Origin of the sequence: Candidatus Tisiphia endosymbiont of Temnostethus pusillus, assembly GCF_964264675.1 — a bacterium.
GTDB lineage: Bacteria > Pseudomonadota > Alphaproteobacteria > Rickettsiales > Rickettsiaceae > Tisiphia.
This window is the reverse complement of sequence record NZ_OZ183472.1, coordinates 1,290,933-1,306,987: the sequence shown is the minus strand read 5'-3', so window position 1 is coordinate 1,306,987 and position 16,055 is coordinate 1,290,933. Positions and strand designations below refer to the sequence as shown.

Below are 16,055 nucleotides of genomic sequence, written 5' to 3'. Positions count from 1 at the left end.
GGCAATCTAGGATACGCGAAGCGTTACTCTAAAAAAACAGCTTCGCTGTTTACCTAGATCGCCACGGCATCTAAAGAGCCTTGCTATGACGATTATAGAAAAATGTAAGATACTATGATACTAGGTTCACAGCACCTAGAGTGATTATAACAAAGCTTTAAGAAAAATGGGAGAAATAATCTTTAGTTTTGATAAAAATTATTTTTTTAACCTCAGTTCAATGTAATAAATTATAGTCAATTCAGGAGGATTTGGTGCTAGGAGCGATGGAGCGACGCCTATATGTAATAAGGCGAGCGACGAGTGACGACGTCACCAACTTCTCATCAATTGACTATATATAGTAGGCTCAAGTAATCATCGCCATTAGGGGGGGATGTCACCAAAGTAACTCCTCGCTAATAGCTCTAGGCTATTTTCCCTATGACTTTTATGTTATACATAAGGTGAATTACTCATTAAATTGCTCTTTAATAATTCGATTTTCAAGGCTATTTTTTTTATCAAATAATAACTTTATCTTCTTGTTTTTTACAGATTTAATTAATACTGACTTAATATTATCAAACTCTTGAAAATCTGCAGCTGCATTTACTGGTCTTTTATTACTTTCTAAGATTTCAAACTTTATAGTAGTAGAAAATGGTAGTAACGCACCATGCCAGCGTCTTGGACGGAAAGGACAAATTGGTGTGAGGCATAATACGTTTGACTCAAGTGGCAAAATAGGACCTCCAGCAGATAAGTTGTATGCACTACTGCCAGCTGGGGTTGCAACCATTGCCCCATCGGCTACTAATTCACTCATACGCTCAACTTGATCAATTTCGATCTTGAATTTAGCAGCTTGGTTGGTTTTACGAAATATTGATACTTCATTAATAGCTAGGGCAGTATAGGTTTTATTGTCTATGCTTTCGGCTTGCATTTTTAAAGGGTATAAATGAGAAATTATAGATTCTTGTAAATTATCCATTAACTTTTCAACAATAACTGGATTCATTAAAAACCCAATGTTACCAGAATTAATTCCATAAAAAGAAACATCAAGATGCATATAACGGTGTATCGCATGTAGTAATTCTCCGTCCCCTCCAACTACAACAATTATTTCTGCTTCTTCTACCTTACAAAACTTATAAACTAGTTCAAGCTGTCTAACTAGCTCTAATGATTTTTTAGCACTATTATAAACAATCGCAATTTTATTTAAATTAATTTTAGTTTTTGCCAACATAAATATAATAGATGATTAATTATTAGTGTAACAACACATGAAGCCAGTACATCACTTAAAAAATGTCCTCCCATTAATATACGACTTAGTCCAACTAATGTACCAAAAATCAATGTGATACTATAAATTCTTGAGAAAAATATCAAAGGAGCAACATAAGCAAAACTAGTTAAGCTATACGCCATAGCTGCATGGCCTGATGAAAATGAGCAATTATGTAAACATTCATTAGAGATTGAGAAGGCTCTAGTAAAATTTTTTGTACCATTAAACTCTTTAATCTGCAGCGGACGAGCCCTACCAAAATTTTCTTTAAATATATAATTTACTAGTAGTCCAGGACCTATTGCTGTAGATAAAATTATATAAAAACCCCCTGAAATAATAAGCTTATTAAAAGTTTTGTACTTAACAATTAAGTAAAGTAGGTATAATAATATTACTATAGTCAGTATAGTAGTTAATATTGGAATAACTTCAAATAATAATTGTACAATATTATTGTTACGATAGATAAATCCATTATTGCTGTCGTAGAATAATTTTGAGAAATCTATATCCAAATTAGGAAATAGTATAGTTAATAATAAAACTATACCAAAGGTGAATATACTAGTATAAACTAAATTAGTATTAATCATAGACTAAAAGCCAAAAATAAGTTATAAAAGTATACTTAAATCCTACATCATATAGAAGTTAATATGTCATTCAACATTAAAAACCATAAAAATGATTTACTATTTTTACCACTTGGTGGTGCAAATGAAATAGGCATAAATGTCAATCTATATCATTATCAAGGAAAATGGTTGATGGTTGACTGCGGTAGCGGTTTTGCCGATGATTATTTACCAGGTGTTGACATGATAATTGCTGATATTAGCTTTATTGAACGCTATAAAAAAGATATAGTAAGTTTAGTTCTAACTCACGCACATGAAGACCATTTGGGAGCAATCCAATATTTGTGGAGTAGCCTAGAATGTCCAATATATGCCACTACCTTTACAGCAAATTTTCTAAAACTTAGATTAGCAGAATATGATTTTGCTAAAACTATAAAAATTCATGAAGTAAAGCCTTCGGCAAAAATAAATCTTGATCCATTCCAACTAGAGATGATACCGCTAACCCACTCAGCTCCAGAAATGCAGGCGATTATGATACGTACACAAGCTGGCAATATTCTCCATACAGGAGACTGGAAATTTGATAATGATCCGGTACTTGGTAAGAAAGCTGATGAAGCTCTACTAAAATCTTATGGTGATGAAGGGGTTCTAGCTTTAGTCTGTGACTCAACTAATGTATTTAATGAAGGAACTTCTGGTTCAGAAGGAGAAGTGCGTAAAAGTTTAGTAGATATTATAGCAGGTTGCTCTCAGATGGTTGTGGTAACAACTTTTGCCTCAAATTTGGCTCGTCTTGAGACTCTAATTCACGCAGGTCAGATGGCAAAAAGAAAAGTTGTCCTATCGGGAAGAAGTTTGCATAGAATTTTGCTTGCAGCACAGGAAAGTGGTTATATGAAAGATATTGCCCCTTTGATCGATGAACGAGATATAGCAAGATTTAAAAGGCAAGAACTTTTAGTTATTGCTACTGGTTGCCAAGGTGAGCCTCTAGCAGCTACTGCAAAAATGGCAAATAATAGTCACCATAGTATAAAGTTAGCTCCTAAAGATACAATTATATTTTCTTCAAAAATTATTCCCGGCAATGAAAAGAAAATTTTCCGTATGTTTAATATTTTTGTGAGGTCAGGAATTGAAGTGGTAACTGAACGAGATCACTTTGTACATGTTTCTGGGCATCCATCAATTGACGAACTCAAACACATGTACTCTCTAATTAGACCTCAGATTTGTGTACCAGTGCATGGTGAGCCGGTACATATACATGAACACGCGAAATTAGCTCGTAAAAACGGTATAAAACATGCTGTTGAAGTCGAAAATGGTAGCTTATTATTACTTGATCCTCATAATCCTCGTATTTTATCCAAGGTAACAACAGGTTATTTAGCTGTAGACGGCAATTATCTTTTACCAGCAGACTCATCGATTTTTAGAACTCGTAGACGTATGCGTGATTCTGGTATAGTAGTGGCAAGTTTGGTAATAAATAAAAATGGTAGCCTTAGTTGCAGACCTATTTTATCTATGCCGGGTCTTCTTGACTCTGACGATGATGCACAGCTAATTAATATGATTAAAGATGATATTGCTGAAACGATAGAAATTCAGAGGAAATCAAAAGGTAACATTCTCAATGAACAGATTGAGAATGCTGTAAGATCGGCTATTCGTAAGACATTGAAACATGAGATAAATAAATCACCCATTATCATAGTCAATGTGGAAAAAGCTTATTGAAAACTAGTTTATTAATCTAGTTTATTGAATGCAAGTTAACTAAGGAGATATTATATTATGAAATCATATAGTTTTACATCTGATGATGCTGCAGAAAATATAGATAAAGACTTACAATATATGGCAGAGTCCTTTGATCCTAAACATGACAAAGATTATCAAAACAATCCTCAATCTCGTGAAAAGCAGGTTAACAATGATATAGACCGCGGTTTCTATCTTGAATCTCAAGACGGTAAACTAGTAGACTTAATAGATCAGTGTAAGTTAGGTAAAGATCAGGACTATAAGGTAACTTATCAAGATCTGCATGATATATTAACAAAAGATTATCATTTATCACAAAAACAAACTAAATATATTTTAGCTGCAAATCACCAAGGGGGTATAGCTGGTGGTATAGGTGGATTGACTCCACTAAGATTTAAAGCATTTAATAACTATGGATGCGATCCTACGAATGAATGGCTAAGAGATGGTAGTATGTCCAAGATCACTATAGATAAAGATCGTAACGTATCATATATTGGCGGACAGAATTTCATGTTTGATTGTAGTATGGGTGCTTTCTTGCCACAGAGTAACCTTAGGAAGATGATGGGTACGGAATTTAATAGTCAAGATTATATGGCTGTAAATATTACCGCTACGTTAGGAACAGTAGGCGATATTGAACCAAAAACGCAGGTAGTAATTGATGTGGCTGGTACTGGTAAGATTGCTGATCGATTTATTGGCGATATACAAGCAATAAAAACAAGTTGTGAGCAAAAATCCCCTCAAGCAATTATTGATAGCAATAAGGCTTTATCGAAAGAATTATTAACTGCTCCTCTTAATGAAAATCAATATAAAACAGATATGAAAGAAAGAGTTGCAGAAATCATATCAGATGAAAGAGTGAAGCCGGAAACAATAAGCGCATTTAAAAAAGCAAATGGTGCTACAGAGGCTTTAGCTGACGTATTGATAGAACAAATTGGTCAAGCAATTGCAACTCAAAAAGATACAAAGACAGGGAAATTAAGTTCACAATCCGTTAATGACATTGCTAAAAAAGCTGCGGAACAGTTAAATAAGTTTATCGATAATCCAAATAAATATACAGTAAAGAAATTTACTAAGCAATTAGTAAATGATCAAGCTGCATCATCGAATACGATAATACCAAGGAAGAATTTTATTAAAAGAATTTGTGAATATTTAAAAGACAAATGGCATGGATATTCTGATGACAAGAGCAAACTACCATTGGCTGAACAATTGAAGAATGAGGCAAAATTTGTCGGACAAAAAGCAAAATCACATATGTCATCTAAAGCACCAACGTCACCACCTCCACATAATGAAAAAACAGAAGGTAAAGGAAGAGGTTAGGAAAATTTTTAATAGACTTCTTGCAGCAGTAGAATTATGTAAGAAGTCTAATCTTCGCATCAGCTGGTCTAATATATAACGGTTCTATGGAGTTAGAGAAATTGTGCTTCCTTATTAGACCTCTTGCGAAATTCGCTTCTGCTAGGGAATTTGCAGGAGACACTTCACCTTGAACCGCAGCGTACTCAAATGTACGTGAGGATTCGAGTGCCGGATCGACGCACAAATTACCAGCAGAAGTAGAGTTACGCAAGAGGTCTATTTTATCGGCTATATATTTACATATATGCAGTGCCTTAACTCTAGTAAAACGAGGTAAGATTGTTAAATTTTTTATATCCCTAATCTTGTCGTATATCATCTCTACCCCACTACCTGCACAGACATTAATAGCAGCATTTTCTGTATTTAATAATTCCACAGCTTGGTCATAATTTATCAGTGACGGAATAGAAGCTTGTTCATTTTGGTCAAAAACTTGGCTATATAATTGCCCTCTATATGCATTGAGAAAAATAAAAATTTTATCATAATTTTTTACTTGCCTGCTGGCTCTCCACCAGGAAAACTCAAAATTAGATATAGTAGTGCCTATTATATCTGTACTTAGCAAAATGCCTTTTGCCACTGATAAGCCTATTCTAATGCCTGTAAAACTACCTGGGCCGTTTGTAACGGCTAAATAATCTAGGTCATGATAAGAAAGCTTTGCTATTTTCAATGCTTCTTCAATCATTGGCACGATAGTTTCAGCCTGCATAGAAGACCTTAATTCCTCAATATAGGCTAGAATAACCTGATCTTCAGAGATTGCAACAGATGCACTATTATTTGCCGTATCCAATGCTAAAATTTTCATTTATAATATATACTGCTATGATTTCAAGTTTTGTAAGTATACTCAATTATAATGACAATGGAAATAAATAGAACAATTTTTAGACTGTACGACATTCGTGGCAGCAGTCTAATAGATATTAATCCAACTATTGCTTATAAAATTGGCTTTTGTTTTACCAAAATGCATATATCAAAGCAAGGGAATGAAATATTTATAGGATGTGATGGTAGATTAAGCTCCCCTGCCCTTTACCATGCTTTGGTTAATGGTATTATTTCAGCTAAGGGGAAGGTTACCTCAATAGGTATTGTACCCTCCCCTGTTTTATATTTTGCTGATAAAATATTTAAGCCACAAGCTAGCATAATGATAACAGGATCCCATAACCACAAAGATGATAATGGCTTTAAGTTGTTATCACAAGGAGAGTCTTTTTTCGACCAACAAATACAAGATTTACTGAATAATATTCTAAGTCAAGATTGGTCCACCAATCTTATTATACCAAAAAATTTTCTAGCACTAAGTAATATACGCAATTTAAATGTTACCGATAAATATCTAGATAGGATTTTGCAAGGAATAACTATAGAACCTCAAATAAAAGTCGCATGGGATCCTGCCAATGGTGCGGCTGGAAATATTATTGACTTATTATCATTAAGATTACCCAACAAAAATATCGTTATAAATTCAGAAATTGATGGTAATTTTCCTAATCACCACCCAGATCCAACTATTCCCAAGAATCTAGAACAACTAATAGAGATAGTTAAGACTCAGGATTGCGATATTGGTATTGCATTCGATGGGGATGGAGATCGTATAGGCATTATAAGTAAGAAAGGACGAATAATTTTAGGTGACCAAATCCTTGGTATATTGGCAAAAGATGTAATTGAGCAAAATCCAAATGCAACTATTATAATGGATATCAAATCAAGTAGCAGCATATTTAATCAAATTAAGTCCTATGGTGGAAATGTGATAATGTGGAAAACAGGTCATTCCTTTATCAAAGATAAGATGCAAAAAACTAAGGCGTTACTTGGCGGTGAAACTAGTGGTCATATATTTTTTGCTGATAAATATTATGGATATGATGATGCAATTTATGCTGCCCTACGGTTTGTTGATTTACTATCAAGGTCAAAAAAAACTTTGGACGATATGATAGATGAGTTACCTAAATGTTATAGTACCCCTGAAATTAAGATTTCTGTATCAGATAACCTTAAATTTGATATTATTCAGCAAATAAAAGAGGATTTAAACAGTAGAAATATCACTTTTAACGATATTGATGGTATAAGGGTTGACTCACATAATATGCCCAATGAATCTCAAGGGTATGCATGGTGGTTACTAAGAGCTTCAAATACTGAAGCTAAAATTATTGCTAAATATGAATCAGATAGTTTGGAAAAACTAAATAGTCTAAAACTAGAGCTTTCATCTTTACTAGCCAAACATGGTTTGAAGCTATAGCTAACCCGAAAATATTTTAGCTACTCAATAACACTATGCACTTCATACTTTACGCAAGTTGTCTTGATAAATACGATAAAGGTTTATAATTGTTTGCTCATAATCAATAAGTTCTTGTATAGTCCAATTAAAATTGGTAAAGATGTCGTACGCTTTATTTAGCCCAGTATTAATAGCAGCCACATTCAACATGCCACTAGGCAGTAACTCTCTTATCTTTGCTGCCTGTATCTTTTTATATTCATGGTGATTTGCTGTACCAAATTCTGCTATATCATGCATCTCATTGGTTCGTACCTGCATTTCCACATCACGTCTAGGGTTGCCGACACTCGTAACAATATGCAAGGAACGATAACCATTATCTTTAGGATAATCAATATAATTCTTTTTCTCTGTTGTTTTAACAGAATAGATGCCACAGATAATATCTAACACTTTATAACAATATTCTAGCTTATCAACTATAAATCTAAAAGCAACTAGATCCGTTAATTCGTTAGTCTTTAGTATCATCTTATTTAAGGCAGAACAAGGGTCTTTTAATCTATAATATGTTGTTGCTGCTATATCATGTTCACTTAGCTTAGTACTAATAATATCGGCTATTTTATGTAAATCGTTAGTATCTTGAAATTGCATATTTGATATTCTAGTTAAGTTGTCGTGAATTTGTTTTTAAAATAATGTTATGGAGTCTTTGATGCTAACAAATAAAAATAAGCTTGTCAATTGATAGAAAGTTATTTATTGAATAAGTATATAGGCAATTATACCTACTAAGAACAGACTTCTTTCGAAACTCTACTTCTGCTGGTGATTTGGACAATGATGCGGTACTCGAATCCGTAACGGAATTAGAGTATACTCGGTGAACTTCAAGAATTGGCGTTGTCGTGTCTAAAGATCGAAGCTGCTCATGTACTAATGTACGCTACGCTGCTCGACTTTGCTACTGCCTAGCTCTTCTTGAAGTTATACTATCGTCTACCAACTCTTCATTTACGAGCAGTATACGCTGTGGTTCGAGGTGAAGCGTCTCCTTCAAATCCCTCAGCAGAAGTAGAGTTTCGAAGGAGGTCTATTTTAAAAAACAAACTTTTCTATCATTAGTTACAACTTTTAAATGACCCTAATTATGGGACTTGTTTAATCCCATAAAATTCTTTAGCATTTTTTAGTATAACACCAAATTCCTCGTCATTAGGTGTTTCAGGTGTTGCGTCTTCAATAAAAGTACCACCAATGACTCCTACATCATTCACACCAGTATTTGGCATATGTTTTGGGAAAATATAAAAATCACGCTCTATTTTTTGTCCAGACTTAGTTTTACCTTCATCCCAACGAGTCAAAATCATATATTGTATATCTTTAGGATTTTGATCTTTAAGCATAATCAAGTGACCTTGGACTGACACCAATTTTTCATCATTATTAAGCTTACTAGCACCAAGTCCAGTACAATTGAAGATAAATTTTCCATCAAGTTCAGCAAATGAGTTAACTTTTTTCTGTACAAACTTAATATTTTTACTTCTTAAATATTCGTTAAGTTCTGCCATAAGTATGCCTGTATCCATAAAAATACCGTCATCATATACAATCATCTTCCTTGTCGTACCATTATCAAAGTCAACTGTCACCTCTTTTGCTGGTTTCATGACCTTACCAACATAAGGCTCTAAACCAGATTCTTCCCGAGTTCTAAAATAAGTTGGAACAATGATAGCTCCTTCCTTAAAGTGTGGATGCTGTTTCTTAGCGATTGATGCATAAAATTTATAAGCATCAATTTCTATTTTCTGAAGAACTGTCTGTATTTCTTGATCATTATCCATAGATACTGGAGCAAGTAAGCCACCCGCATTATTAGAAGCCAGTCCATCAAATTTTTCTGCAACAATCGTAATATTCTTAAAACCTTTTTGTTCTAAATCATAAGCTGTAAACAATCCCAAGACGCCTGCTCCAATAATGGTAATTGGCGTATCTTTTGTAAGATCAGTTGCATATTTTGAGTTTATAAGTAAGTTATTAACGTACTCAGCAGAACCAGGTCCAAGAGTCCAGCCACTACCACCATGCCCATAGTTATTAGCGATTATTTTACTATCTTTTTCCTCTACACTCATTTTAGGAGAACCATGTCTCATTGGACGATAACAAAGTATTTTTTGTCCCAAATATGCAGTGTCTAATTTTGGTGGAGTAATTTTTCTAACCTCACCACTAATTGCCATTGTTAAAGTTGGTGTTATAACCATCAGAGTAGCCATGCAAAGTACCTTAATTTTCTTGAGCACAATTGTAACCTTTAAAAAAATTTAATTTAGAGTTAATATAGATATTGGTGCATTTTAGTAAAGAATAATTGTATTATTCTACATACAAGAAAAGTAGAATTTTTGTATTAATGTCACAATATTAATTATATGGTGAAACCGTGGTGGATGATGATGTAATACAACAAGCTTTACCATATATAAATAATTTTATAAGTTGAATTCTAGGTAGACTTATTTATTTTAATATAGTTTTCACCCAAAATATTCTTAATTTATGATTCCAAAAACATGACCATAGATGAAAAAATTTATATTACTATATGCGTATTATTTGCAATTCTCATTGTAACAGGTAATTTAATATATCAAAAGTTTGTTTTCTTACCAATATTACCTTTTTATACTTTTGAACTTTCTGTAGGTGCAATAACATACCCATTAACATTTTTACTTACTGATTTAATTGCTGAATTTTATGGGAAAACCAAAGCTAATTTCTGTGTTAAACTTGCACTAGCTATGAATATAATTGTTGTATTAATTATAGCAATAATGGATAGGTTAAATGCCACAGAATGGTCTAAAATCGATAATATAACTTTTCATAAGGTTTTTGGGTTATATAGTATTGCTTTCATAGGTTCAATTATTGCCTGTTACACTGCTCAACTCATTGATATTACAATTTATTTATGGATACGTAAAGTTACTCATGCTAGATGGCTATGGCTTAGGAACAATGGCAGTACAGCAATTTCGCTATTTGTAGATACTTGTATTGTTATTAGCTTCATGAGTATATTTGGAGTTCTACCAATAGATCGTATGTGGTCACTTATAGTGAACAGCTATTTATTTAAACTTTTCTTCACAATATGTAGTACTCCTTTATTTTACATAGGAGTTAGCATAATAAAATATGTTATTAAATATAAAAGTTAATTTTATATTTTTATTCCCCTATAAATTGTTCTCGTATCTTACACAAGTTATTTTGCAAACTATGCCAAAGAATTTCAATTTCCTGCTCTTAAGCCATTAGTTCAAGCATAGTCCAATTAAAATCATTAAGATATTCGTGTAACATAAAAGGCATATCATTATTAGACTTCTTTCGAAACTAGACAATGATGTAGAATGGTGTTATAAATATCTGATTTGAAGTAATAATGAAATTCGAACATATTAAAGAGTTAGAGGATGAAAAATTTCGTCGATTAACAGGAGTAAAGAAGGGAACATTCTCAAAGATGGTGGATATTTTGAGGCAAGCTGATGGTCTTAAGAAATCAAAAGGAGGGCGTAAAAATAAGCTCAATTTGGAGGAACAGTTGCTGATGGCCTTAGAATAGACTTCTTTCGCAACTCTACTTCTGCTGGTGATTTGAACAATGATGCGGTACTCGAATCCGTAACGGAATTAGAGTACGCTGCGGTTCGAGGTGAAGCGTCTCCTTCACACCCTTGCGCACAAGCGATTTTCGAAAGAGGTCTAGTATAAGATTTTCATCAACTTCACTTCTTTTTTGAAAAGGAAAGTTTTTGGGCTTACTACTAATATCACACAAACCATTTTTACCTAATACTTCATAGCGTTTGTACCACTTGCGTAATGTAAAGCGTGAAATACCATAATGTTCGCATACCTTTCCTGCATGCTCTAATTGTTTATATAACTTAATACAACTCAAACGCAACTTAATCTTAGCATCCATTACAAATGACCTTGTAAGTCCCTAACTTAATTCCTATTATAACAAGCTGTAGTAATCAAGTTTTTTAATAATTAGATACTATTTTATCTTACATTTCTGTTGTAACAAGGTCTATAAATCACACATATATGAACATTTTTATTACTAATATTTGTCCAATATTATCAGCACAGGCACTTGATAATAAACGAGTCCTAAAAATGATAGTTGAGTCTGCTCAATTACTTAGTACTGCTATTTTCTGCAATAGTCAAATTGTATATCCTGATATTTATAAACCTACCCATTTGAAACACCCTTGTACTATTTGGGCATCTTCAAATAGAAATAACTGGTTTTGGCTTTCTGAACATCTTATAGCTCTTTGTCATGAATATACACATCGTTATCATAAGAAACATAAAACTCAACAATTAATCAGCAACTTACTTAAATATTCTTCGCATTTAATCGATGATAATAATATGACACCATTCGTCAATTGCACTAAATCAGACTATTTACAAATTGATTTTTCTAATCACTCTAATATTTTTAAAGCATATCAGCAATACTTAACTGTAAAATGGAATAACGATATAATAAAACCAAAATGGACAAATCGTTCTATTCCAAAGTGGTATACTCAGAAATAAATTATTAACTGATGTTACGCAGCTAACCATGCCTTTACACTGCCTAATTTTATAAAAATACTTAGTTGTTGTAAATCTTGTGTCTGTTTATCGCTTTCTCTTATTCCATATCTTGTTTTTCAAGCACTATTACTAATTAGACTTACTGCATAAGTCAATCTAGTTGGTGATTTTGTCGTCGAAACTCGCCTCCGCTCCTCACGTACGTCTGTGTACGCGAAGGTAGCCGGCTTCGTTTCTCCTAAAAATCCCTCAACTATCTTTGATTTATGCAGCAAGTCTATTATAAATTTATGATGTTTCAACTTCTTTAGTAATTAAAGATCGTATCAATGCATTAACCGCTTGCTGCTGCTCTGAACTGCGAATTTTCATAAAATTCCTTGAAACCTCTATGTACATATGCTGATTTTCAAAAAATACTGGTTGTATAGTATCAGCATCTTCTAAATCTTTATAAAAATACTCTATATTTTTATCTAGTGCTTTAGCAACAAGAACTAATCTACTTATTGATATTCTATTAATGCCCCTTTCGTATTTTTATAACTGCTGCCCTGTTACTTCTACTATATCCGCTAGTTGTTGTCGTGACACCCCTTTAGCAAGTCTTAGAGAATAAATCTTTTCTCCAATAAGTTGATCGATCTTCTGTAAACAATCATTTTTTCTTGATATCATTTTTTTAACATTTATTATATCATATCTTAAAAGCCTTCATTATACTCTTCAAGTTTTCTAGATTATGCTACGACAAGTTACTTAGCGTGTCAATAATTTAATTTATTATTATAAAAAGTAACCTTATTTTTTTCTTTGATATATAACTAATTTGTTGTTTGTCATAATTCCTCCAAATTTATAATCGTAATTGTGGTAAGGCTAAAAATAGCAACCCATCTTTAGTAAGTTATTTAAAATCTAATCCTTAGTCCTATATAAATCACACAGCTTAGATATCCTTAATGATTTTTGCTCCACAAATCCATGTCATATTGTTTGCAATATTCAAACATATCAACTGTATTAGGGTGGTGTATACCAAACTCATTAATTTGTGGCTTGCCAAAAAATTTATAATTATATAAATCTTTGCTTTTACAAGCTGCTTTTGCTCCTTTCTTGTATAACGTACTTACTTGAGCAATATTTTTACTTCTATCCCCATATAAATAATGATATATAACAAACGCTTTTTTATAAGATTCTATGGCTTGTTCAAGCCTATCTTGAGCAAACAAAATATCACCTTGTACTATATAACCAGCTGCTAAGCTTGGATTTTTAGAATAATTTGTTTTCTCAGGGGTTATGTTTTCCAGTGCTAACAACATGTGGATAGGTTTATTGATGTATTCAGAAGCTTTATCTACTTTATCTAAACCTAATGCACTTCTTGCCATTTCTATGTAAATATATGCAAATACTTCATTATCCTTATGCTTGAGAGGTTTATACATATCATATATCTGTTGGGCTTGAGTATAAGCTTCTTGATATCTACCAAGAAAACTCAATATCTCTGTTCTATACACATAAACTGTAACAGCATATGGGTCATTAATATGCAATCCATTTTTTATAAACATTTCAATAACTTTATCTATACACTTTAAAGCTTCTTGATATTGACCTTGCCTTCCAAATAATATACCTTTTACAATATATATTGTATATATTTCATCTTCTTGTATTACTCCTCCTAATTTTACTAGTTTTTCTATCTTTTTAATAAATTCTTCAGCTAATTTAATTTCACCTAAAACTATATAAGCCATAGATATATTATAGAGAACATTCAATTTAATATAATAATTCACTTCTTCACCAAGTTTATCTAAAACCTTTAATGATTTAGTATAATAAATAATAGAGGTTTCAAAATTTTTTAATATTCTATGATAATATGCTCCTATCATTCCTAAATACCTAGCATAACACAATTTTTGGGATTCAGACATTTGCCACAATTTAAATTCTTTATCTTTTTGATTAAACCAATCAAGCATTTGTTCGGCTTTGCTAATATTACAAATATTTACATATAGAGAAAATAATTCACTTCTTAAACTAAGCATCTCATATATGTTAATATTATATTTCTCGACATTTTTGAGAAGAATTTCTAAATTTTCTAGTATAGTCTGTGAGGTTTTCCATAAATATCCTGAATAAGACCCTTTAAATTTAGGTAATTTGCTAATAATATTTTCTAAATATATTTTATTATTATCACCATTTAGTTCCATTATTTTATTACTGACTATATCATGCATTTCAAAAATAGGATTATCCTCGTTAGGATTAATATTACTGATTAGCATAAATTTAGATAATTGATATATATCATCATCAAGAGTATCTTTATTATCAGTAATAATGGTAAGCAGCTGTTTCGAGAAGCTTTGGTTATTTAGTAAAGCTATTTTATTAAGTAATTTTACTGCACTAGGATTTAATTGTTGAATAGCCATGCTAATATTTGTTGCTATTTTATCAGTCAATTGATAAATTTTCTTTTTATATTCCTCTTTATCTAAACCTTTAATTTTGTTAAGTAATTGAGTTCCTTGGACTATCAATATTGGATAACCACTAAAAGATTGCGTTAAAAATTCGATACTGTTTTTATCTTTATTATCCAATAAGTTATTAGCTAAAGCTATAGTAGTAGACTCATCAAGTATGGGCATTGCTATAATATTAGGTAACTTTTCATTATCTTGCGAACAAAACACGACATGACCATTATGTTCCCATTCAACTAAATCTTGCACTTGCTTATTTTCATTAATTTTTAAATTATCAAACACTAATAACCATTTATCAGTAGGGGTTAAATATGATATTACTGCTTTTTTTGCCAAAGCAACTTTTTCAGATATATTAGTTTGTTTAACCATATTAAGTTGCTTGGCTAATTTTACAAATTGTTCATTAAGGTCTAAGTTACAATCAAAAAACCAAATTATATCGTAATTATTTTTATTCCCATAACCATACATCCTAATCAGTTGAGTTTTGCCTATACCGCTAGTACCAACTATACTTGCTTGTCTATATCTACTTAAATGTTCATCAAGAATTTTAAGTTGTTGCTCATGATTGACAAAATAACTAACTGGGGTGATTAAATTAGATACTTGTTCTTGAGCAAAAGTATTACTATAAATAATTAGTAATATGAATAATGTTAAAAATTTTTTCATACACTGAGCTTCTGCATAATTATTCCGTAATTATTCTTTAATAATTGTAAATGCTTAGTATACTATATTTTAATAGAACCACTAATAGATATACTATAATTTTATAGCAAAAATTCTACTATTCTTCGCATAAATTAAGATATTTTTTATTCACATGGTTAAAACAACAGGAAATAGAGGACTCTTTAATACATCCATATTCAGGAAATGAAAGTAGGTGATTTTTAGAAATATATCTAATTTAACGCGAGTTGCCAATTAATTATACAGGTAAGCCCTTATTTAAAGCGGTTTACAAGTAGGAGTCGTAGTTAAAATGTTTATTATAATTAGCTATATTTCAAAATATAGCTAATTTTGAACATTTTAATGCTATAAGTTAGCTTCAAAGGTTTGATGAAATTCAGGTTTGTGCTTAGCAATTAATTGGCAACTTGCGTTAATTTAAGAATTTTGTCAGTTATAATATGAATTGAATACAGATATATTTATATTGCATTTTAATAGCAGCAATTTTGTTTATAATTTTTAATGGATAGACTTAACTAAGTGTTTAGTTTTAGGATATGAGGGTTAGGTGGATGATTCATTAGACTTCTTTTGAAACTAGACAATGATGTAGAATGCTGTTATAAATATCTGATTTGGAGTAGTAATGAAATTCGATCAGATTAAAGAGTTAGAAGATGATGGTGCTAGGCAAAGTGGGTAAATTACAGTTGGTGGGAATCCAATCTACGCAAAGTTTAGCCAACAGTTTATACTACTTCACTATGCCTTTTACATCTCATTTCCCTCTCTCTTTAAAAAGTTATAGGACGCTATGAGTAAAAAATAAAACTATTGAAATAGCCAAAAAAATGTTAGCTAGTGGGTCAGACTTGCCT

At 31.7% G+C, this 16,055-nt stretch carries 12 protein-coding genes and 2 pseudogenes; 6 read left to right on the top strand and 8 right to left on the bottom strand.

All coding sequences use genetic code 11. The features are described 5' to 3' along the window. Window positions 1-451 precede the first annotated feature (451 nt). Together ACFEL2_RS05900 and ACFEL2_RS05895 are read right to left on the bottom strand one after the other, a co-directional pair. Complete coding sequence (locus ACFEL2_RS05900; RefSeq protein WP_341752280.1) at window positions 452-1,219, bottom strand: NAD kinase; 768 nt, start codon at window positions 1,217-1,219, stop codon at window positions 452-454. Further along, the gene (locus ACFEL2_RS05895; RefSeq protein ID WP_375331753.1) at window positions 1,210-1,878 is read right to left on the bottom strand and encodes a phosphatase PAP2 family protein; all 669 of its coding nucleotides are present in this window, start codon (window positions 1,876-1,878) and stop codon (window positions 1,210-1,212) included. Before ACFEL2_RS05895 ends, ACFEL2_RS05900 begins: the two co-directional genes overlap by 10 nt. A 63-nt stretch (window positions 1,879-1,941) precedes the next feature. On the opposite strand from ACFEL2_RS05895, the gene ACFEL2_RS05890 reads away from it, so the two are divergent. Then, on the top strand, window positions 1,942-3,615 hold the full coding sequence (locus ACFEL2_RS05890) for a ribonuclease J (RefSeq protein ID WP_341751913.1): 1,674 nt from the start codon (window positions 1,942-1,944) through the stop codon (window positions 3,613-3,615). A 57-nt stretch (window positions 3,616-3,672) separates the two neighbouring features. Continuing rightward, window positions 3,673-4,992 carry a hypothetical protein gene (locus tag ACFEL2_RS05885; protein ID WP_375331752.1) on the top strand — a complete coding sequence of 440 codons (1,320 nt, stop codon included), beginning with the start codon at window positions 3,673-3,675 and terminating at the stop codon, window positions 4,990-4,992. 34 nt (window positions 4,993-5,026) lie between these two features. Here ACFEL2_RS05885 and tsaB read toward each other — a convergent pair whose 3' ends face one another. After that, a complete protein-coding gene (gene tsaB, locus ACFEL2_RS05880; RefSeq protein WP_375331751.1) occupies window positions 5,027-5,851 on the bottom strand; it encodes a tRNA (adenosine(37)-N6)-threonylcarbamoyltransferase complex dimerization subunit type 1 TsaB in 825 nt (274 codons plus the stop codon). A 57-nt stretch (window positions 5,852-5,908) separates the two neighbouring features. Between tsaB and ACFEL2_RS05875 the strand changes: the two genes are divergently transcribed. Continuing rightward, the gene (locus tag ACFEL2_RS05875; protein ID WP_375331750.1) at window positions 5,909-7,321 is read left to right on the top strand and encodes a phosphomannomutase/phosphoglucomutase; all 1,413 of its coding nucleotides are present in this window, start codon (window positions 5,909-5,911) and stop codon (window positions 7,319-7,321) included. A 42-nt stretch (window positions 7,322-7,363) separates the two neighbouring features. On the opposite strand, the gene ACFEL2_RS05870 is transcribed toward ACFEL2_RS05875, so the two are convergent. Next, entirely contained in the window at window positions 7,364-7,963 is a 600-nt protein-coding gene (locus ACFEL2_RS05870; RefSeq protein WP_375331749.1) for a bifunctional (p)ppGpp synthetase/guanosine-3',5'-bis(diphosphate) 3'-pyrophosphohydrolase, read from the bottom strand. Window positions 7,964-8,457: 494 nt separating this feature from the next. After that, window positions 8,458-9,627 carry an FAD-dependent oxidoreductase gene (locus ACFEL2_RS05865; RefSeq protein WP_375331748.1) on the bottom strand — a complete coding sequence of 390 codons (1,170 nt, stop codon included), beginning with the start codon at window positions 9,625-9,627 and terminating at the stop codon, window positions 8,458-8,460. Window positions 9,628-9,897: 270 nt separating this feature from the next. Here ACFEL2_RS05865 and ACFEL2_RS05860 point away from each other — a divergent pair, with 270 nt between their 5' ends. Continuing rightward, window positions 9,898-10,551 (top strand): queuosine precursor transporter, encoded by a 654-nt coding sequence (locus ACFEL2_RS05860; protein ID WP_341751918.1) that lies wholly within the window; start codon window positions 9,898-9,900, stop codon window positions 10,549-10,551. A gap of 227 nt (window positions 10,552-10,778) precedes the next feature. Beyond that, window positions 10,779-10,958, top strand: a pseudogene (locus ACFEL2_RS05855) (IS5/IS1182 family transposase); the annotation flags it as partial. An 18-nt stretch (window positions 10,959-10,976) separates the two neighbouring features. Here the strand turns inward: ACFEL2_RS05855 and ACFEL2_RS05850 are convergent. Next, window positions 10,977-11,324 carry a helix-turn-helix domain-containing protein gene (locus ACFEL2_RS05850; RefSeq protein WP_341751919.1) on the bottom strand — a complete coding sequence of 116 codons (348 nt, stop codon included), beginning with the start codon at window positions 11,322-11,324 and terminating at the stop codon, window positions 10,977-10,979. A gap of 128 nt (window positions 11,325-11,452) precedes the next feature. On the opposite strand from ACFEL2_RS05850, the gene ACFEL2_RS05845 reads away from it, so the two are divergent. After that, a complete protein-coding gene (locus ACFEL2_RS05845; protein WP_341755673.1) occupies window positions 11,453-11,959 on the top strand; it encodes a pyrimidine dimer DNA glycosylase/endonuclease V in 507 nt (168 codons plus the stop codon). 291 nt (window positions 11,960-12,250) lie between these two features. On the opposite strand, the pseudogene ACFEL2_RS05840 reads toward ACFEL2_RS05845, so the two are convergent. Together ACFEL2_RS05840 and ACFEL2_RS05835 are read right to left on the bottom strand one after the other, a co-directional pair. After that, window positions 12,251-12,637, bottom strand: a pseudogene (locus ACFEL2_RS05840) (helix-turn-helix domain-containing protein). A gap of 284 nt (window positions 12,638-12,921) precedes the next feature. Further along, the gene (locus tag ACFEL2_RS05835; protein ID WP_375331747.1) at window positions 12,922-15,168 is read right to left on the bottom strand and encodes a tetratricopeptide repeat protein; all 2,247 of its coding nucleotides are present in this window, start codon (window positions 15,166-15,168) and stop codon (window positions 12,922-12,924) included. Window positions 15,169-16,055: the final 887 nt, after the last annotated feature.

Bases quoted from the DNA above. Each gene is read 5' to 3' on its own strand.
- ACFEL2_RS05895 (WP_375331753.1), bottom strand. From the start codon at position 1,878: ATGATTAATACTAATTTAGTTTATACTAGTATATTCACCTTTGGTATA.
- ACFEL2_RS05870 (WP_375331749.1), bottom strand. From the start codon at position 7,963: ATGCAATTTCAAGATACTAACGATTTACATAAAATAGCCGATATTATT.
- ACFEL2_RS05885 (WP_375331752.1), top strand. From the start codon at position 3,673: ATGAAATCATATAGTTTTACATCTGATGATGCTGCAGAAAATATAGAT.
- ACFEL2_RS05860 (WP_341751918.1), top strand. From the start codon at position 9,898: ATGACCATAGATGAAAAAATTTATATTACTATATGCGTATTATTTGCA.
- ACFEL2_RS05835 (WP_375331747.1), bottom strand. From the start codon at position 15,168: ATGAAAAAATTTTTAACATTATTCATATTACTAATTATTTATAGTAAT.
- ACFEL2_RS05890 (WP_341751913.1), top strand. From the start codon at position 1,942: ATGTCATTCAACATTAAAAACCATAAAAATGATTTACTATTTTTACCA.
- ACFEL2_RS05845 (WP_341755673.1), top strand. From the start codon at position 11,453: ATGAACATTTTTATTACTAATATTTGTCCAATATTATCAGCACAGGCA.
- ACFEL2_RS05875 (WP_375331750.1), top strand. From the start codon at position 5,909: ATGGAAATAAATAGAACAATTTTTAGACTGTACGACATTCGTGGCAGC.
- tsaB (WP_375331751.1), bottom strand. From the start codon at position 5,851: ATGAAAATTTTAGCATTGGATACGGCAAATAATAGTGCATCTGTTGCA.
- ACFEL2_RS05850 (WP_341751919.1), bottom strand. From the start codon at position 11,324: ATGGATGCTAAGATTAAGTTGCGTTTGAGTTGTATTAAGTTATATAAA.